At 58.9% G+C, this 16,022-nt stretch carries 10 protein-coding genes and 1 pseudogene; 6 read left to right on the top strand and 5 right to left on the bottom strand.

What is annotated here, in order from left to right; translation table 11 throughout:
- Window positions 1–43 precede the first annotated feature (43 nt).
- The 5 genes and pseudogenes from HNQ64_RS06415 to HNQ64_RS06435 form a co-directional block, all read right to left on the bottom strand.
- Window positions 44–1,330 carry a glycosyltransferase family 4 protein gene (locus HNQ64_RS06415; protein WP_184206621.1) on the bottom strand — a complete coding sequence of 429 codons (1,287 nt, stop codon included), beginning with the start codon at window positions 1,328–1,330 and terminating at the stop codon, window positions 44–46.
- A gap of 73 nt (window positions 1,331–1,403) precedes the next feature.
- The gene (gene dprA / locus HNQ64_RS06420; RefSeq protein ID WP_184206628.1) at window positions 1,404–2,504 is read right to left on the bottom strand and encodes a DNA-processing protein DprA; all 1,101 of its coding nucleotides are present in this window, start codon (window positions 2,502–2,504) and stop codon (window positions 1,404–1,406) included.
- Window positions 2,505–2,588: 84 nt separating this feature from the next.
- A complete protein-coding gene (locus tag HNQ64_RS06425) occupies window positions 2,589–3,329 on the bottom strand; it encodes a L,D-transpeptidase family protein (RefSeq protein WP_221305359.1) in 741 nt (246 codons plus the stop codon).
- Window positions 3,330–3,412: 83 nt separating this feature from the next.
- A pseudogene (locus HNQ64_RS24285) lies at window positions 3,413–3,826 on the bottom strand (putative toxin-antitoxin system toxin component, PIN family).
- Window positions 3,826–4,002, bottom strand: a complete 177-nt coding sequence (locus HNQ64_RS06435) for a hypothetical protein (protein ID WP_184206632.1) — start codon at window positions 4,000–4,002, stop codon at window positions 3,826–3,828. The pseudogene HNQ64_RS24285 and the gene HNQ64_RS06435 overlap by 1 nt, the downstream one beginning before the upstream one ends.
- 162 nt (window positions 4,003–4,164) lie before the next feature.
- Here HNQ64_RS06435 and HNQ64_RS06440 point away from each other — a divergent pair, with 162 nt between their 5' ends.
- The 6 genes from HNQ64_RS06440 (at window position 4,165) to HNQ64_RS06465 (ending at window position 15,985) form a co-directional block, all read left to right on the top strand.
- The gene (locus tag HNQ64_RS06440) at window positions 4,165–5,571 is read left to right on the top strand and encodes a DUF1501 domain-containing protein (RefSeq protein WP_184206634.1); all 1,407 of its coding nucleotides are present in this window, start codon (window positions 4,165–4,167) and stop codon (window positions 5,569–5,571) included.
- A 314-nt stretch (window positions 5,572–5,885) separates the two neighbouring features.
- On the top strand, window positions 5,886–6,683 hold the full coding sequence (locus HNQ64_RS06445) for an SDR family NAD(P)-dependent oxidoreductase (RefSeq protein WP_184206636.1): 798 nt from the start codon (window positions 5,886–5,888) through the stop codon (window positions 6,681–6,683).
- Window positions 6,684–6,690: 7 nt separating this feature from the next.
- Window positions 6,691–7,599: an ROK family protein gene (locus tag HNQ64_RS06450; protein WP_184206638.1), complete on the top strand. Its 909-nt coding sequence runs from the start codon at window positions 6,691–6,693 to the stop codon at window positions 7,597–7,599.
- Between the two features lie 68 nt (window positions 7,600–7,667).
- Window positions 7,668–8,933 carry an AMP-binding protein gene (locus HNQ64_RS06455; RefSeq protein WP_221305360.1) on the top strand — a complete coding sequence of 422 codons (1,266 nt, stop codon included), beginning with the start codon at window positions 7,668–7,670 and terminating at the stop codon, window positions 8,931–8,933.
- Window positions 8,934–8,989: 56 nt separating this feature from the next.
- Window positions 8,990–11,224 carry a redoxin domain-containing protein gene (locus HNQ64_RS06460; RefSeq protein ID WP_184206640.1) on the top strand — a complete coding sequence of 745 codons (2,235 nt, stop codon included), beginning with the start codon at window positions 8,990–8,992 and terminating at the stop codon, window positions 11,222–11,224.
- Window positions 11,225–11,407: 183 nt separating this feature from the next.
- The gene (locus HNQ64_RS06465) at window positions 11,408–15,985 is read left to right on the top strand and encodes a beta strand repeat-containing protein (protein ID WP_184206642.1); all 4,578 of its coding nucleotides are present in this window, start codon (window positions 11,408–11,410) and stop codon (window positions 15,983–15,985) included.
- Window positions 15,986–16,022: the final 37 nt, after the last annotated feature.

Raw genomic sequence — 16,022 nt, forward strand, 5'->3', positions numbered from 1 at the left:
ATACTGTACTTGCGCTCTAAGCGCAGGATCTCCACCGAGTGGCCTAACCACGAGCTGCGGTGAGAACTTCATCGAAACGCTCAGCCATGCGTGCGGCGCTGAATTCGTTGCGCACACCTTGCAACCCCTTGTTGGTGATCTGTTCCCGCTGGTGGTCATCCTGCAGCAGGGTTTCCAGGGCATCTGCCAAGGAGCTCACGTCATCGGGTGCACACAAAACGCCGCCACCGGAGGCCGCAATGAGCTCGGGGAAGGCGCCATGCTCAGGCTGCACCACAGGCACGCCACTGGCCATGGCCTCGACGATGTAAAGGCCAAAAGCCTCGCCATAAGTGGCGGGCACGGACATGACGGTGAGGTTGCGGAAGAACTTCACTTTGTCGGTGAAATTCAGGTTGGGGTGCCACTCCACGCGCTGGGTCAGCCCGGCCTGCTGGAGCTTCTTTTTCAGACCGTTGACGTACTTGTCATCGGCGGCGGTTTTGGCCCCGCCGATCTTCAGTTTCACCCGTGGGACCGTGCCGCGTTTGGCGAGTTCAATGTAGGCATCCACCAGGGTGGTGAGGCCTTTGCCATGGATCATGCGGGCGAAGTAGCCGATCACGGGCCAGTTGGGGTCGGGCTCGGCCACGCCGAAGGAGTTGGCATCCAGGCCATTGTAAACCACGGCCATTTTTTCCTCACCTACGCCCAGTTTCTCCTGCATCACGCGGGCGTAAAACTGGCTGGGAGCGACGAACCGGGAAACATGCTGCGCATTCACCCGCATGGCGGACCAGGACTGGCTGCGGTAAGGCTCGATCAAGGTATCGAGAAAGGAATCTTCCCCCTGAAGCGAAACGACCACGGGGATGCCGAGATCACGCTCGATGGCTGGGCAAAGGCCCATGAGCAGGCTATTAGAAAGGGAGATCACATCGGGGCGACCCTCGGTGCGGATCCATTCGATGAGGCGCTTCCACTCCGGCCACTGGCGGCCGCCTTCGCCTTGCAAGGCCCCCAAGGCCATTTCGCCAAGATCGCGCGGGCTAGTCATGCCCATGAATTTGGAGGCAAAACGCAGCCGCTCCGGTTTATCCAACCAACGGTGGATGAATCGCGGCATGAAACGGAACCAGGGCAGCTTCTGCTGCAAATACAAGGAGATGCCCCCTACCCGAATGCCAATCTCAGGGTTGGGTGCCTCGCGATCCGTCACCAGTGGGAGGTAGAGCGGAGCCATGATGGCATCATGCCCGCGTGAGCGCAGGGCTTTGATCAGCGCATGATCTCGCAGGCAGCTTCCGCAGTGAAAGTTGCCGGTGCCGGGCGTGAGGTGGAGGATGCGCATAGGAGCTGGGACAGAGAAAAGGGGCGCGATGTTTAACGCAGGGGATACGCATCGGCAAGGGCCGAGGAATCATTCATCCCACACGAACATAACGTCGGCCAGGCAATGCCCGGACGAGACGTTTCATTTCCAGGCGCATGAGGTTGACATTCACCGTGGCTGTGGCCAGGCCTGAGCGGGATGTCACTTCATCAATGTGCAGTTCTTCCGTGCTCAATGTCTGGTAGAGAATCTTTTCATCCAAGGTGAGATTGGCAGGAGACGAGACGGGTTCCACCTTAGGCGCGATGGGGGCTGTGGGGAAAAGGGTGGTGAGGTCATCCAGGATATCCGCCGCATCCATCACCAGCTTGGCCCCTTGCTGAATGAGGCGATTGCAGCCGCTGGAGGTGGGCTTGTCAATGGGCCCTGGCACGGCATAGACGGAGCGGCCCTGCTCAGTGGCCTGCTGCGCTGTGATGAGAGAGCCGCTCTTGATCGGGGCCTCCACCACCAGCAGCCCACTGCCCCAGCCTGCCACCACGCGGTTGCGATACGGGAAGGTCTGGCGATCTGCCATGCGATCCACCGGGTATTCACTGATGACGGCACCATTTTCAGAGATGCGCTGGGCCAGGGCAATGTTTTCAGGCGGATAGAGTTTCCCCATGCCTGAGCCGATGACCGCCACAGTGCGTCCTTTAGCCGCCAGGGCAGCCTCATGAGCGGCGGTATCAATGCCACGCGCCAGACCGCTGATGACGGTGTAACCCGCATAGGCGATCTGAAAGCTGAGCTTCTTGGTCGCATTCATGCCGTAGATCGTCGCATGGCGGCTGCCCACCACGCCGATGGCCTGATGGTCGCGCTTTTGCAGCTCCCCCCATACGTAGAGCAGGATGGGTGCATCGTAGATGCCCTTGAGGAGGGGAGGGTAGAGATCATCCTCCTGAGTTAGCAGGGTTAAGCCGCGATCTTGAATCTTTCGCAGCTCCTGCTCCAGTTCCACCACGCTTTCCCAGGCCGCAATGGCTTCCGCCTGCTTCGGGCCAAAACTTTCCACCTGGGCGATTTCAGATGCCCTGGCCCGCAGCGCGGCTTCAGGAGAGCCAAAGGCCTGCACCAGCCGCCGAATGCGCACCGGTCCCACTTGGGGGATCAGGTTCAGGGCTAGGTAGGCTTCCGTGCGGGTCATGCAGCATGGTCGCGAAAGTCCGGGCAGACTCAAGCCTGCATGCGCTCCTTTCTTCCCGTGAGGGCAGTTTTATCAAAGCACGCCTCAAAGATACAGAGTGGTCCCTGGTGGCACAGTCCCTTTTTTAGGAGCCTTTTTACGGCTTCCTGGGCGCATCCCGCCATCGGGGGCATTGGACTTCGGCTTCTTCACCTTTTCGGAAGTCACTGGGGCCAGTGGCACTGGCGGTTCATACTTGGCGTATGCTGCATTGCCCGTTACCTGCACGGGCGTGCCGTGGGGAGTGGCATGATAGAAGATGGAGGCCATCTTGGTCGGCAGGCGGATGCAGCCATGCGACGCTGGATACCCCGGCAGGTATCCCTCATGCATGCCCACCGCCCCGACCACACGCATGAAGTAATGCATCTTGGCCCCGACAAATCGCGCCCCCGCCGGGCAGGGATCAATACGCGAATCCACATCTTCCATCACCACATTTCCCTCCGCATCCACATAAGCTCCGTAAATGGACGAACGGTGATAAACATCTTTCTGGGTGATCTTGAAACTGCCTGTGGGGGTGTCATGACCATCACGGCCCGAGGAAATGGGGGATAGGCCCACCAACTTGCCGCCCTTGTAATAGCGAAGGCGCTGCGCCGACAGGTCAATGACCAGTTTGGGACTGCCTGCCACCTGATCACCGATCCAAAAGCTGTCGTCCCGCTTGGGCGGTCCCGCCTGGCCGGCTGCTTCCTTTGGAGCCGAACTGCAACTGCTCATCAATAAACCTGCGGCCAAGAGGGTCAATGCAGAGCGGAGAAAGGAGGAGGCGTCAGTCATGGGCGGGAGTTTCCTGATCAAAAAACGAGCACAGGAGATTGTCGAGACTGGAATACGATCTGGATGTCTTATGAGCTGAGTTTTCAAACCAAGACCGCGATAAAAGCCTCTGGAGCCAGGGGTCTGGGACGGTATCCACTGTTGATGAGCGCATTAAAATGTTTGTCCTGCGTAATGACCCATGAAGCATCGGCCGCTATCGCGCAGTCAGAAAATTTGTTATCGTCAGGGTCCACCTGAATGACATTAAACCTGAAGCTCGGCTAGATTCTCACCAAATTTCCATTCAGTTCTTCTCCTAACTGAAGCAGCGAAAGGAAGTCTAACCAACGCGCTGCTCCAATGCGAGGACGAATAATTTCTTCATATTCTGTGAGGATCTCGTTGGAAACGGCTAGTGAAAAATGACCGTCCATCCAGGCATCTAGGATACGACTGAAAGGGTGCCTGAGGCTCAGCATCGGCAAGACCACATTGGTATCAATGCAGACAACCATCAGCGGTAAGGCTGGCGCTCACGAAATTCGCGGATCGAATCTTCCACTTGAGTCATCAGTCCCGCCGCATCGGCTTGGTCAATTGCTTGACCGATGGAACGGCGCAGTCTGAGCATCTCCAACTTCTTTAAAAAGCGATTCACCGCATCCAATTCGTTATGTTCGACTTTGGACAAGCGTTCGGTCACTTCAGCAAGGAGAAGTGGGTCTGATGTGGGAAGGCCTACAGACATCGTGTGTGAAGATTGCCACACCTGAATTTAGAATTCAATGCTGAAGGCGGAAAATGATCTTGGTCCGCCACGCAAAAAAAGGCATGCTCCGCACGTTCTAACCGCATGTTCTCTTCCCGACGTTCCTTTCTCCAGACCACGGGCTGTGGTTTTGGGTACCTCGCCGCGTCTGCGCTGGCGCAGCGGCAGGCGTGGGCGGCGGGCACTGCTGGTATGGGAAGGCAGCCGCATCATGCACCGAGGGCCAAGCGGGTCATCTTCCTCTTCATGCAGGGTGGGGTTAGTCATGTGGACTCTTATGATTACAAACCTCGGCTGCTGAAGGATGACCAGAAGATCATTGATATTGCCGATCCACGCACGGTGGCGAAGACGGGCAAGGGATCTCCCCAGCGCCTAAAGCAGCCCCTCTGGGAGTTCGCTCAGCATGGTGAATCCGGGCGCTGGGCCTCCAATCTTTTTCCGCACATCAATCGCCATGTGGATGACCTGTGCTTCCTGCATGGCATGCATACGGAAGGCGTGGCCCATGGCCCAGCCACGCTGTTTATGCACACGGGCACCACCAGCTTCATCCGCCCCAGCATGGGCGCCTGGGTGATGTATGGACTGGGGTCGGAAAATGAAAATCTTCCCGGTTTTGTCACCATCAGCCCCAGCCTGGGCAATGGTGGGCCTCGCAATTATGGCAATGCCTTCCTGCCTGCCCTTTATCAGGGCACTCCTCTCGGCCGCAGTGGCTTGCCCAGCAAAGAGGCCACCATCAAAAACATTGTCAATACCACCTGGACTCCGGAGCAGCAGAGGCGGCAGTATGAGTTGTTAGGCGCGCTGAATGCCCAACAGCTTCGCCCTGGTGATAACGAGATCGAGGCTGTGATTCAGAGCTACGAACTCGCCTGGCGCATGCAGAACAAAGCACCCGATGCGCTGGACCTCGCCCAGGAATCCGAATCCACGCTGAGCCTCTACGGCATCGGGGACAAGACCACGGACAACTTTGGCCGCCAGTGCCTCATGGCCCGCCGCATGGCTGAGCAGGGGGTGCGCTACATCCAGGTGAATTACGGGGATAACTCCAACAACCCAGCCTGGGATCAGCACAGCAATCTGCCCAAGCATGGTGACCACGCCGCTGCGGTGGACAAACCCATTGCCGGACTGCTGGCAGACCTCAAACAGCGCGGACTGTTGGAAGATACGCTCGTCTGGTGGGGCGGCGAATTTGGCCGCACCCCTTACGCCGAAAGAAACGGCACCGGACGCGACCACAACCCCGCCGGATTCACCGTCTGGCTGGCCGGCGGCGGTGTGAAGGCTGGCTTTGCCCATGGGGCTACGGATGACATCGGCTTCCAGGCAGTGGAGGGCAAAGTCCACATGCATGATCTGCATGCGACCGTGCTTCATTTGTTAGGCTTGGATCATGAAAAACTCACCTTCAACTATGCCGGTCGCGACTTCCGTCTCACGGATGTCCATGGTCATGTAGTGAAGGAAATCCTCGCGTAAGGTCCAGCCAAGTAATCCCGAGCTTTAGCTCGGGAGTACAGTATTCATCACTCTCCGAGTGATGCGTTCGCCCCAACCCGTAGCGACAGCGGGTGGTTTGTGAGCGAAAGAGGACATGGGCGTATCCGCCTCCACCAGGAAAGTTAGTCGAGTTGAAAACTCGCGCTCCGCCATCGGCCTGCGCGAAGGCAGGTGTGGAGGGGCTTCTCTGAAAAGGTAGCAGCCCCAGCCTCCCTTGGTGCAAACAGCCTTGTTTCATGGAGCATCCGCTGTGGCGCTTGTCAGGGAAGACGCGCTCGGAATAGTCACCCGTCATGAACACTCGCTACGATGTCGAAGGAATGTCCGTGGTCGTCATGGGCGGCACCACGGGGCTGGGGCTGTCCGCCGCGCAGGCTTTGGTGGCGAATGGGGCACACGTGGTCGTGACCAGTCGCAGCGAGGCCAATGTGCAGTCGGCCTTGCAGATCCTAGGCAGCGGGGCTTGTGGGTTCGCCGGAGATGCCAGCCAGCCTGAAACGGCAGAGAAAGCCGTGGCACTCGCTGTTGAGAATTTTGGGCGACTGGATGCCCTCTATCACGTGGCTGGAGGCAGTGGTCGCTCGCGTGGAGATGGGCCTCTGCATGAGATGACGGATGCAGGCCTGAGCTACACGCTGGATCTCAATCTCGCCTCCCTCATCCTGTCAAATCGCGCGGCGGTGCGCCAGTTTCTCCTCCAGGGTGGGGGAGGGTGCATACTCAACATGGGCAGCGTCCTCGGCTGGTCGCCCTCGCCCGAGTTTTTTGCCAGCCATGCCTATGCGGCGGCGAAGGCGGGCATCGTCGGTTTCAGCCAATCCATCGCCAGTTACTACGCCAAGCAAAACATCCGGGTGAACGTCATCGCACCCGCTTTGGTGGAGACTCCCATGTCCCAGCGGGCCGTGGGAAATGAGGCCATCGTCCGTTTTGTCGCGGCCAAACAGCCTCTGGATGGTGGGCGTGTGGGCAATCCGGAGGATGTAGAAGGGGCCGCCCTCTTCCTGCTATCACGAGCGGCAAAATTCATCACTGGGCAGGTACTGGCTGTGGATGGTGGGTGGACAGTTTCGGAGGGGCGTGAAGCTTAGCCTAACCATGAGTGCATCCACCAGCGAACTCGCCATCGGCATTGACCTCGGCGGCACCAACATCAAGGCCGCGCTCATTGAAAGAGGTACGGGCAGGCAGATCACGCATCTTTCGCGACCCACGCGGGATGGTGAGTTCGTGGAGGGTGTGCCCCAGTTTGCCCTCACCGTGCGCAGCATCGTGGCGGAGTTGGAAACACTCGCAGGAGGGCAAAAGCTGCCCGTGGGGCTGTCCGCTCCTGGTTTGGCCCATCCTGAGGGGCACTGCATTCAGTGGATGCCAGGGCGGATGCACGGGCTGGAGAAACTGGACTGGTCCACCTTTTTAAATCGGCAGGTGAATGTGCTCAATGACGCGCAGGCCGCCTTGTTAGGTGAGGTCTGGGTGGGGGCGGCGCAGGGCTGCCGGGATGTTTTCATGGTCACGCTAGGCACAGGCGTGGGCGGGGCTATTTACAGCGGTGGGCGTTTGCTGAAAGGGACCCTGGGCCGCGCTGGGCACCTGGGCCACATCACCACAGATCTCAATGCCCCGGTGGATCTCTTTGGCACGCCGGGTAGCCTGGAGGTGGCCATCGGTAACAAGACCCTGCAAGCGCGCGGAAAAGGACAGTATGCCACCACGCATGCGCTGCTGGCGGCCTGTGCTGCTGGGGATGCTGATGCGGAAAAAATCTGGCTGGAGTCCGTGCGTCATCTCGCCGCAGGTCTGGCCAGTCTCATCAATGTGGTGGACCCTGAGCTCATCATTCTAGGCGGCGGCATCGCCACGGGGGCAGGGGAACGTCTCTTGGAGCCTCTGGCCGTGTTTTTGGATCAGTATGAATGGCGACCCGGGGGCCATCAGGTACGGCTCGTGCTGGCAGCACTCGGTGACGATGCCGGAGCCTACGGAGCCGTGCATAGTCTGGGGTGATCTGCCGATACGAATGCATCTCTGTTTGACCCATCCAGGCTGCTCGCCAACCCTTCACCGTGGCTGATGTGAGTTCCCCCATAGATCGTGACCGCCTGCGTTCCAACCAATGGCGCAAGCTGCGCTCCATTCTCGTCAGCGTGAATGGCGCGGGGGGATTTTACGCCAACAAGTTTCAAGCCGCCAAAGTGGTCGTCTCGTCCATGGATGGAGTGGAGGATTTTATCCAGCAGGTGCCTTTCACTCTGAAGGAGGAGCTGCTGGCAGATCGCTTGGCTCACCCGCCCTTCGGCACGCATTTGACTCAGCCGCTGGAGTCCTACACCCGCTTTTGCCAGACCAGCGGCACCAGCAGCGGCCAGCCTGTGGCCTGGCTGGACACGCCAGAAAGCTGGGAGGCCATGCTGAAATGCTGGCGTCACGTCTATGACGGCGCGGATCTGGCGGCAGGCAAAGACCGCATCTTCTTCGCTTTTTCGTTCGGGCCCTTCCTGGGTTTTTGGACCGCGTATGAGGCGGCCAATGGGCACTACCTCACCCTCCCCAGCGGCGGTCTTTCCAGCCAGGCGCGTCTGGAAATGATGGCCCGTTATGGGGCCACCGTCCTGTGCTGCACGCCCACGTATGCCCTGCGCCTGGGCGAGATGATCGGCGAGGCCAGTGGAGTCGAGCACCTGTCTCTGCGCGTGCAGAAAATCATCGTCGCTGGCGAGCCCGGTGGCAGCATCCCTGAGGTCCGTGCCCGCATTGAAAAACTGTGGAATGCCCGTGTGTATGATCACCATGGCATGACGGAGGTGGGCCCCGTGAGTTATGAAACCACCGCCGTTCCGGGCCAGCTCGTGGTCATTGAAGAGGCCTATTTGGCCGAGGTGATTGATCCCGCCACCGGTCTGGAAGTGAACGAAGGCGAGTGTGGGGAACTGGTGCTCACCACGCTGGATCGCACTGCGGGGCCGCTGCTGCGCTACCGCACGGGGGACTGGGTGAAAAAACGCCTCTGGCAGGGCCGCTTAGCTCTGGAAGGCGGCGTTCTAAGCCGTGTAGATGACATGGTGGTGGTGCGGGGGGTGAACGTGTACCCCAGCGCGGTCGAGGCCGTGGTGCGGCAGTTTAGTGAGATCGTCGAATTCATGGTGGAACAGCGCAAGGTGGATGCCATGGACGAGATCGAGCTTCTCATCGAAGTGCCGGGCAATGTTTCCAAGGCCCTGATCAAACGGCTGGAGGCCAAGCTACGGGATACTTTCTCCATGCGCATCCCCGTGCGGCTGGTGGAGGCAGACAGCCTGCCGCGACATGAGTTCAAGGCCAAACGCTGGCGCAAGGTATGATTCAACACCGCATGGAAGGATTCGTGTGGGCTTGGCCGTTATGGATACCAGCCTGCATGCACCCGCGCCTTCCTTTGTTCCTTTCCTTCAGCTTGGCCCTGGCCTGTCCAGCGGCAGATCCCCTGCCTGGGCATTCGCAGCACGGGGAGGCCTTCAATGAGGGGCCACGACAGGCAGCGGTCTTGATGCCGGGCACGGGCAAGGTGGACTTTAAAATCTCCACCAAGAACGCTGAAGCGCAGAAGTTTTTCAATCAAGGCGTCGGCCAGCTTCATGGCTTTTGGTATTACGAGGCAGAGCGTTCCTTTCGACAGGTGGCGCTTTTGGATCAAGACTGCGCCATGGCCTACTGGGGCCTGACGATGGCCAACGTCAACAACGAGGCGCGGGCGAAGCAGTTCATCAAAAAAGCCACCGCGCTGAAGGAGAAGGCGACGGCGCGTGAGAAGCTATGGATCGCCACCCTGGAGACTTTTTACAAAGAGGACAAACGGGATAAAAAACAGCGCGCTTTGGATTTCATTCGCGACCTGGAAACCATCGTCCAGGAGCATGGCGATGACGTGGAGGCAAAGGCCTTCCTGGCCTGGAAAATCTGGCATGCCAAGGGTGATGCACCCCTCTCCAGTCCCATGGCGCTCAATGCCCTGTTGGATCAAGTTTTCGCCGCCAATCCAGAGCATCCCGCGCACCACTACCGCATCCACCTCTGGGATGGGCCCAAGCCTGGACAAGCCCTGAAATCCGCTGCGCAGAATGGCCAGATCGCCCCGGCCATCGCCCACATGTGGCACATGTCTGGGCACACCTTTTCCAAGCTGAAACGTCCGGACGATGCGGCCTGGCAGCAGGAGGCCAGCACTCGCGTGGACCACGCCTACATGATCCAAAACTGGATCCTGCCAGACCAGATCCACAACTACGCTCACAATGAAGAATGGCTGGTGCGCACCTACAATGAACTGGGTCGTGCCAAAGATGCCCTCGGCCTAGCCAAAAGTCTGATCAGCAATCCACGCCACCCCAAGTATAACAACCTGGGCAAAGGCAGCGCCAACTATGGTCCTCTCCGCCTCATTGATACACTGACAAAATGGGAACTGTGGGACGAGGTGCTGACGCTCACCGATGGCCCCCTTCTCAAAGCGGTGGACCACGACCCAATCGAAATCGCTCGCCTTGAGGCTCGTGCTCTGGCGTTTTATGACAAGGGGGATCTCAAATCTCTCGAAGCCGACATCACCCAGCTCCAAGAACTGAATCGCAAAGCCATCGCAAAAGCCAAGGTCGCAGCGGAGAAAGCCAAAGCGGACAAGGCCAAAGAAGCTGGCAAAGCCAAAGCAACGAAGGGGAACGAGGCCAAGCCTAAAACCCCTGAAGTCGTCACCAAGGAAAAACCCAATGAAGGCCCCGCTGTGAGCACCCTCAAGGAATTGCGGGCGCTGAAAGCCATCCTTTCGAAAAGCAAAGATGCCGCCAAAGTCTTGGACGCTGCCACCTCCATGCCGCCTGAGCGGGCTGCCTTTCTGTGGCTGACCTTAGGCGACAAAAAGAAGGCAGAGGAAGACATCAAAGAGTTTCCTCAAGACCTCGCAGGCTTTGCGGCGAAGGCGGAACTGCTAGCTGCGGTAGGCAAAAAAGACGAGGCCAAAAAAGCTCTCGAGCAGGCTGGCAAGCTCGCCTTTGCCATGGACCAGGACCTGCCTCTAGCTAAGCGCCTCACCTCCCTGGCCCCGACTCTAGGGATCAAAGATAACTGGCAGGCCACTGCCCCTGAGCGCAAAGACAGCGGCGTGCGCCCTGCGCTGGATACATTAGGCCCCATGCACTGGCAGCCTCCGGTGGGGCCGAAGTGGGAGGCGTTGACGCTGGAGGGCAAAACGGTGGCCAGTTCCTCTTTGGAGGGCAAACCACACCTCCTGCTTTTCTACCTCGGCAGTGCCTGCACGCACTGCATGACCCAGATCAATGCCTTCTCCAAAGTCTCTTCCGATTTCGAAAAAGCCGGCATTCAAATGGCGGCTATCACTCTGGAGCCCATGTCTCTGGCTGGACGCATCACGGAGCAGATGACCACGAAAAAGCTGCCGCCTTTCCCCATCTATTGCGACCCGAGCCTCGCCATGTTCAAGACCTTCAAAGCCTACGACGATTTTGAAGACGAGCCCCTGCACGCCGCCGTTTTGGTGGATGCCCAGGGGCGCCTGCGCTGGTGGGATGTGAGTTGGGAACCCTTCACCGATACCAAATTCCTGCTGGAGGAATCCCAACGTTTGTTAGGGCTGGAGTGATCCAGGGCGCAGGCGTCTGCACGACCGATTCCTGTATTAATGTGCCCAGCTAGCTGCTGAGGTGGGCGCATGGCATGACCGATGCTTTGCTGGTTAGGCATCCCCCCAAACGTCTTGTGAAAAACCGGGTTCCCCCACGGCGGGAAGTCCACGGATGCGAGTCAAGGATGGGGGCATTCCGTTATGAAATTCCCCGTGCACCCTGCCACCCACCTCTCTTCTGCGTGGATTCGGTCTTCCAGTGTGGCCCTTCTATTGCTCTGCCAAACCTACTTGGCACTGCCCCCTCGACTAGAAGCCCAGGTACTGACCTGGGATGCCGCCCCAGGAACTCCGGGTTTACAAAATGGCAACGGGACCTGGAATACCTCCGTGGCAAACTGGCTTGACTCTTTGAATGCCAATGTTTTGTGGGGGAATACGGGGCTGGAAACGGCCCAGTTCGGCAGCACCACGCCTGCGGCTGCCAATACCGTCACCATCGCCACCAACATGAATTTGAAGGGCATGAATTTCCTGGCGCTGGGCACCGCCACCCCCGTCGCGGGCCAGCAATATGCCCTCAATGGTGCTGCGGCCAACACGGTGTTGAACTTCGGCGATGGCGGCCTCATCCAGTTCGCGGACTTTTCCTCGGGTGGATCTCAGTTCGTGAGTTTTGGGACCAACCTCGCTTTCCAGGGTAGCAATCTGACACTCCAGAAGAGTGGCGGCACGGCCACCCAGTTTGTGAACTTGAACATGCTCTCCAACCCGAATCTCACGGGCATGTTAACCATCGGCAGCTATGTCTATGCAGGCATCGCAGCCCAGGCAACGATCTCGAATGTCAGTGGCATCACGATCCGTAACAATGGCACTCTGACGCTAGGCGGAACTGGCAATTATACCATGCCCATCACCGCCTCCGGATTTGCCAATACTTACGCAGCCATTCGCGTGACAGGGAATGGGGTCACTCTTTCTGGTGGCATCACCATGACAGGCAGCACGGGTGTGCTCATGCACTCCACCAATACGGGCATGGTCATCAATGCCCCGATCACGGATGGTGGGTCGGGGTATGCCTTTCACCGTTTTACTCTAACCAAAAGTGATGGGACGGTGACGCTCAGTGCGGCGAATACTTACGGTGGAAATACCGTCCTGGGTCGCAACAGCTCTGGCTATACGGGGGGCATCACCGTGCTGGACTACGCTGCTGCCACGGCTCCTCAGCAGGACATCCTTTACAATGGCCTGACCACCCCCGGCGGGCTGGATCTCCTGGGGAGCAACATCGGCAGCTCCGTGCTCATGCTGACAGGTAAAGCGGGCACCATCAACTCCCAGCGCCTAGGCAACATCAGCGTTCAGGGATTTCGTTCCTCCATTGAGCTCACCTCGGGCACAGGTGGGGAAATGAACCTCAGCTTTGGCACTTTGAGCCGGACGACTACGGGCACTGTTGCCTTCACCGCACCAGCCTCGGGCAGCATCACCACCAGCATGGCAGATACGGTTTTAGGTCCATGGGCCACTTATAGATCGGGCGTGGGTCTAGGAACCTGGGCGCAGGTTTCTGGCGGTGTTTTGACAAATTTCAGTGGTGCCACACCGGCGGTAACGGCCGTGCCTGTCACCAGCGATGCCACGTCACATCTCAGGTTAGATAGCAGCTCCACCGGACCCCTGAACCAGACGGGTGCGCTGGCAAACCTCGCCACACTTTCCATGGCGGATACCCAGGTGGATAGGACGGTCCTCACGGGGGCGGGAAATACTCTGCGCCTGGGCGTGGTGGGTGGCGTTCAAATCACCTCGAACGCGAAAAACCTCACCATCGGCCAGCTAGGCGTCGCCAGTTCCCTTTCTGCGGGTGGCGCTAGTGCTGGCACGGGGCAACTGTTCCTAACCAATCATTCGAATAGCTCCCTGCTCACCATTCACTCAGGGATCACGAATAATGCTGGCGGGGGTGCTGTGACCCTCTTGGTCAATGGCTCTGCTGGTGCCACGACCCTTCTGACGGGTGCCAGCAGTCATACAGGTGGCACGGTGGTCGCCAGCGGTGCATTGGAACTGCGAAATGGAGCTGCTCTCGGCACCACGGGCGGCACCATCAATGTGATCGAAGGGGGCTCTTTACGCTTCTCCAATGGCATCACCTTCAGCCGCCCGCTCACGCTTTCAGGGCTGGGGACCAGCACCACGGTGGATGGTGTCCTTCGCAATGTCAGTGGGAATAACACTCTGACAGGGCTGATGACTCTAGTGGGAAATTCCACGTTCACTTCCGATGCCGGTCTGCTGACTATCCAGTCTGCTACCCCAGCGACCAATGCCATCACAGGCACGGTGAATTTAAATCTTGGCGGGCGTGGGGACATGGCCATCCATGGCCGCATCGGCATCGGCACCGGGCTGCTGACCAAGACTGGCAATGGCAGCCTAACTTTGGGTGGGGATAATAATTTCACGGGCGTTCTCACCATCAGCGCCGGGGTGCTGCGGCCCACTCATGCCAATGCCCTCGGTGTTTCAGGCAGCACCTTTGGCTCCACCGTGATCAGTGCGGGCGCAGCCATGGAACTGGCAGGGGGCATCACTTTAGCTGCCGAGCCCATCTCCATCTCCAGTCTCGGGGTGGCGAACAATGGCGGCATCCGCAATGTCAGTGGAAACAACACCCTCACGGCGCTCATCACTCTGGGCGGTGTCACCACCATCCGCATCCAGTCAGACAGTGGCAAACTTATTTTTGATGCGCCCACTGGAGCTGCCATCACACAAACTGCCACGACGGCCCGCGTGCTGGTGCTGGCTGGAGCTGGCAATATGGATGTGCTGGACCCCATCACCCGCACGAGCACAGGCGCATTGACGATTGTGAAAGAGGGCAACGGCACCGTCATGCTGGCATCCTCTGTCGGAAACACCATCACCACGCTGAATGGTGGGGCTTTGCACCTGGACTTCAGTGCGGCCACCAGCCCCACTACGAACATCCTGCACAGTGGCATCGCGACGCCCAATGAACTCAACCTCAATAGCGGTACCCTGCTCATCACAGGCAAGAGTGGCGCTAGCAACAGCCAAGCTTTTGGCCCGGTGGTGCCTACGGGCGTGAATACCGCGCATGGGGGGTCCAGCTACATCACCGTGGCGCAGAATGGGGCCACTCGGGTAGATCTCTCCTTTGGCAGTTTCACTCGTGGCGTCGGTGGCATCGTGGGTATCACTCGACCTGCCACGGGCAGCCTCACGACGACGGGTGGCGCGGACAATGCCATTTTTACTTCCTCTCTCGGCGCGCCTTACCTTTGGTCACTCGATGCCGCTGCTGGAGATGAATGGTTAGGCTCCACGGCCATCAGTGGCGGTGTGAGGCAGATCGTCCCCCTCTCAGCCCTGCCTTCTGGGGGCTACACTCCTTCCACCGCTACCGCATTGGTGGGCAATGCCAACATCACATTGGGAGAAGGCACGACTACCTTGGGAGCGAACACCACCATCACCAGCCTGCGCTTTGGCCAGGCCCAGGCGACCACCGTCACCCAGGATGTGAGCGGACGCGTTTTGACTGTCGGCGGCATCCTAGTTTCCAGCACGGTGGGAAACTTCACCCAGACGATTTCCACCAGCACGCTGAAGTCGCCGGATGCCGGGGCCAACAATGATTTGCCCATCATTCAAAACAACACTGCTGCACCTCTGGTGATCAATTCCGCCATCATCAATGCCACCGGTTTCGGCACCACGGTGACCAAAGGTGGGCTTGGCACTCTGGTGATGCGCGGTGCCAGCACCTACACGGGCAGCACCCGTGTGCATGAAGGCATCCTGCATCTGCAAGCTGGGTCCATCAGCTCCAATACGGAGTTCCTGCTGGGTTCGGGCGAGCGCAGTGGCAAGATCATCCTCGGCATCGGCAGCACGGCTTATAATACCACGGTGGACTGGTTACAGGTCATGGGCACAGGCACAGATAACCGCATCGTCGGCGGGGCCAGTGTCATCTCCACGCTGATGGTGGATAACGTCACGTCTAACAACAACTTCCGCGCGGGTTTCCTCGGCGGACCAGCCGAGAACGAGAACAATCTCTCCCTCTCCGTGAACGATGTCGCCACTGTCAGCACCGCCACGGTGCCGACGACGATGTTCCTGCCCCTGGGGCCTGCGAACACTTATGCCGGCCAGACCCTCATCCGCAATGCCACGGTGGAAGCCTCGGTGCTGGCGAATCAAGGCACTGCCAGTTCTCTGGGCACCGGTGCCAGCAATGGAGTCATCGAGATGGCCAGTGGCGGCAACAGCACGGTTCTTCATATCATCGGGGCGCTGCGTTACGTGGGCAGTGTGGATGCCAGCACAGATCGGCCCATTCAGATCGCCAACTCCGTGAGCACAGTGCAGACCCTTTTGGCGGTGCTGGAAAACAATGGCGTCGGCAGCGTGAAGTTCACCGCACCCTTCACCTCCACAGGTACCAATCTCACTGCCACACGCACCCTGCGTCTTACCGGAACCAACTTGGGAGCGAATGAAATCGTTAGCGTGGGGAACAACGGCAGTGTCGGCACCGTGCTGCAAAAGGCGGGCTTAGGCACCTGGATAATCACGGGCGACAGCACCCACAGTGGCGGCACACTGGTGGATGCGGGTGCGCTTTTAGTGAGTAACGCCACGGGCAGTGGTTCCGCCACAGGCACAGGCAATGTCACCGTAGCTGCAGGGGCTACCTTGGGCGGCAGTGGCCAAAAACGCGAAAAAACTTGATACACAAAATTAAAATTCGCGAAAAGGGTCCAATTTA

The sequence above is a fragment of the Prosthecobacter dejongeii genome (assembly GCF_014203045.1).
Lineage (GTDB): Bacteria > Verrucomicrobiota > Verrucomicrobiia > Verrucomicrobiales > Verrucomicrobiaceae > Prosthecobacter > Prosthecobacter dejongeii.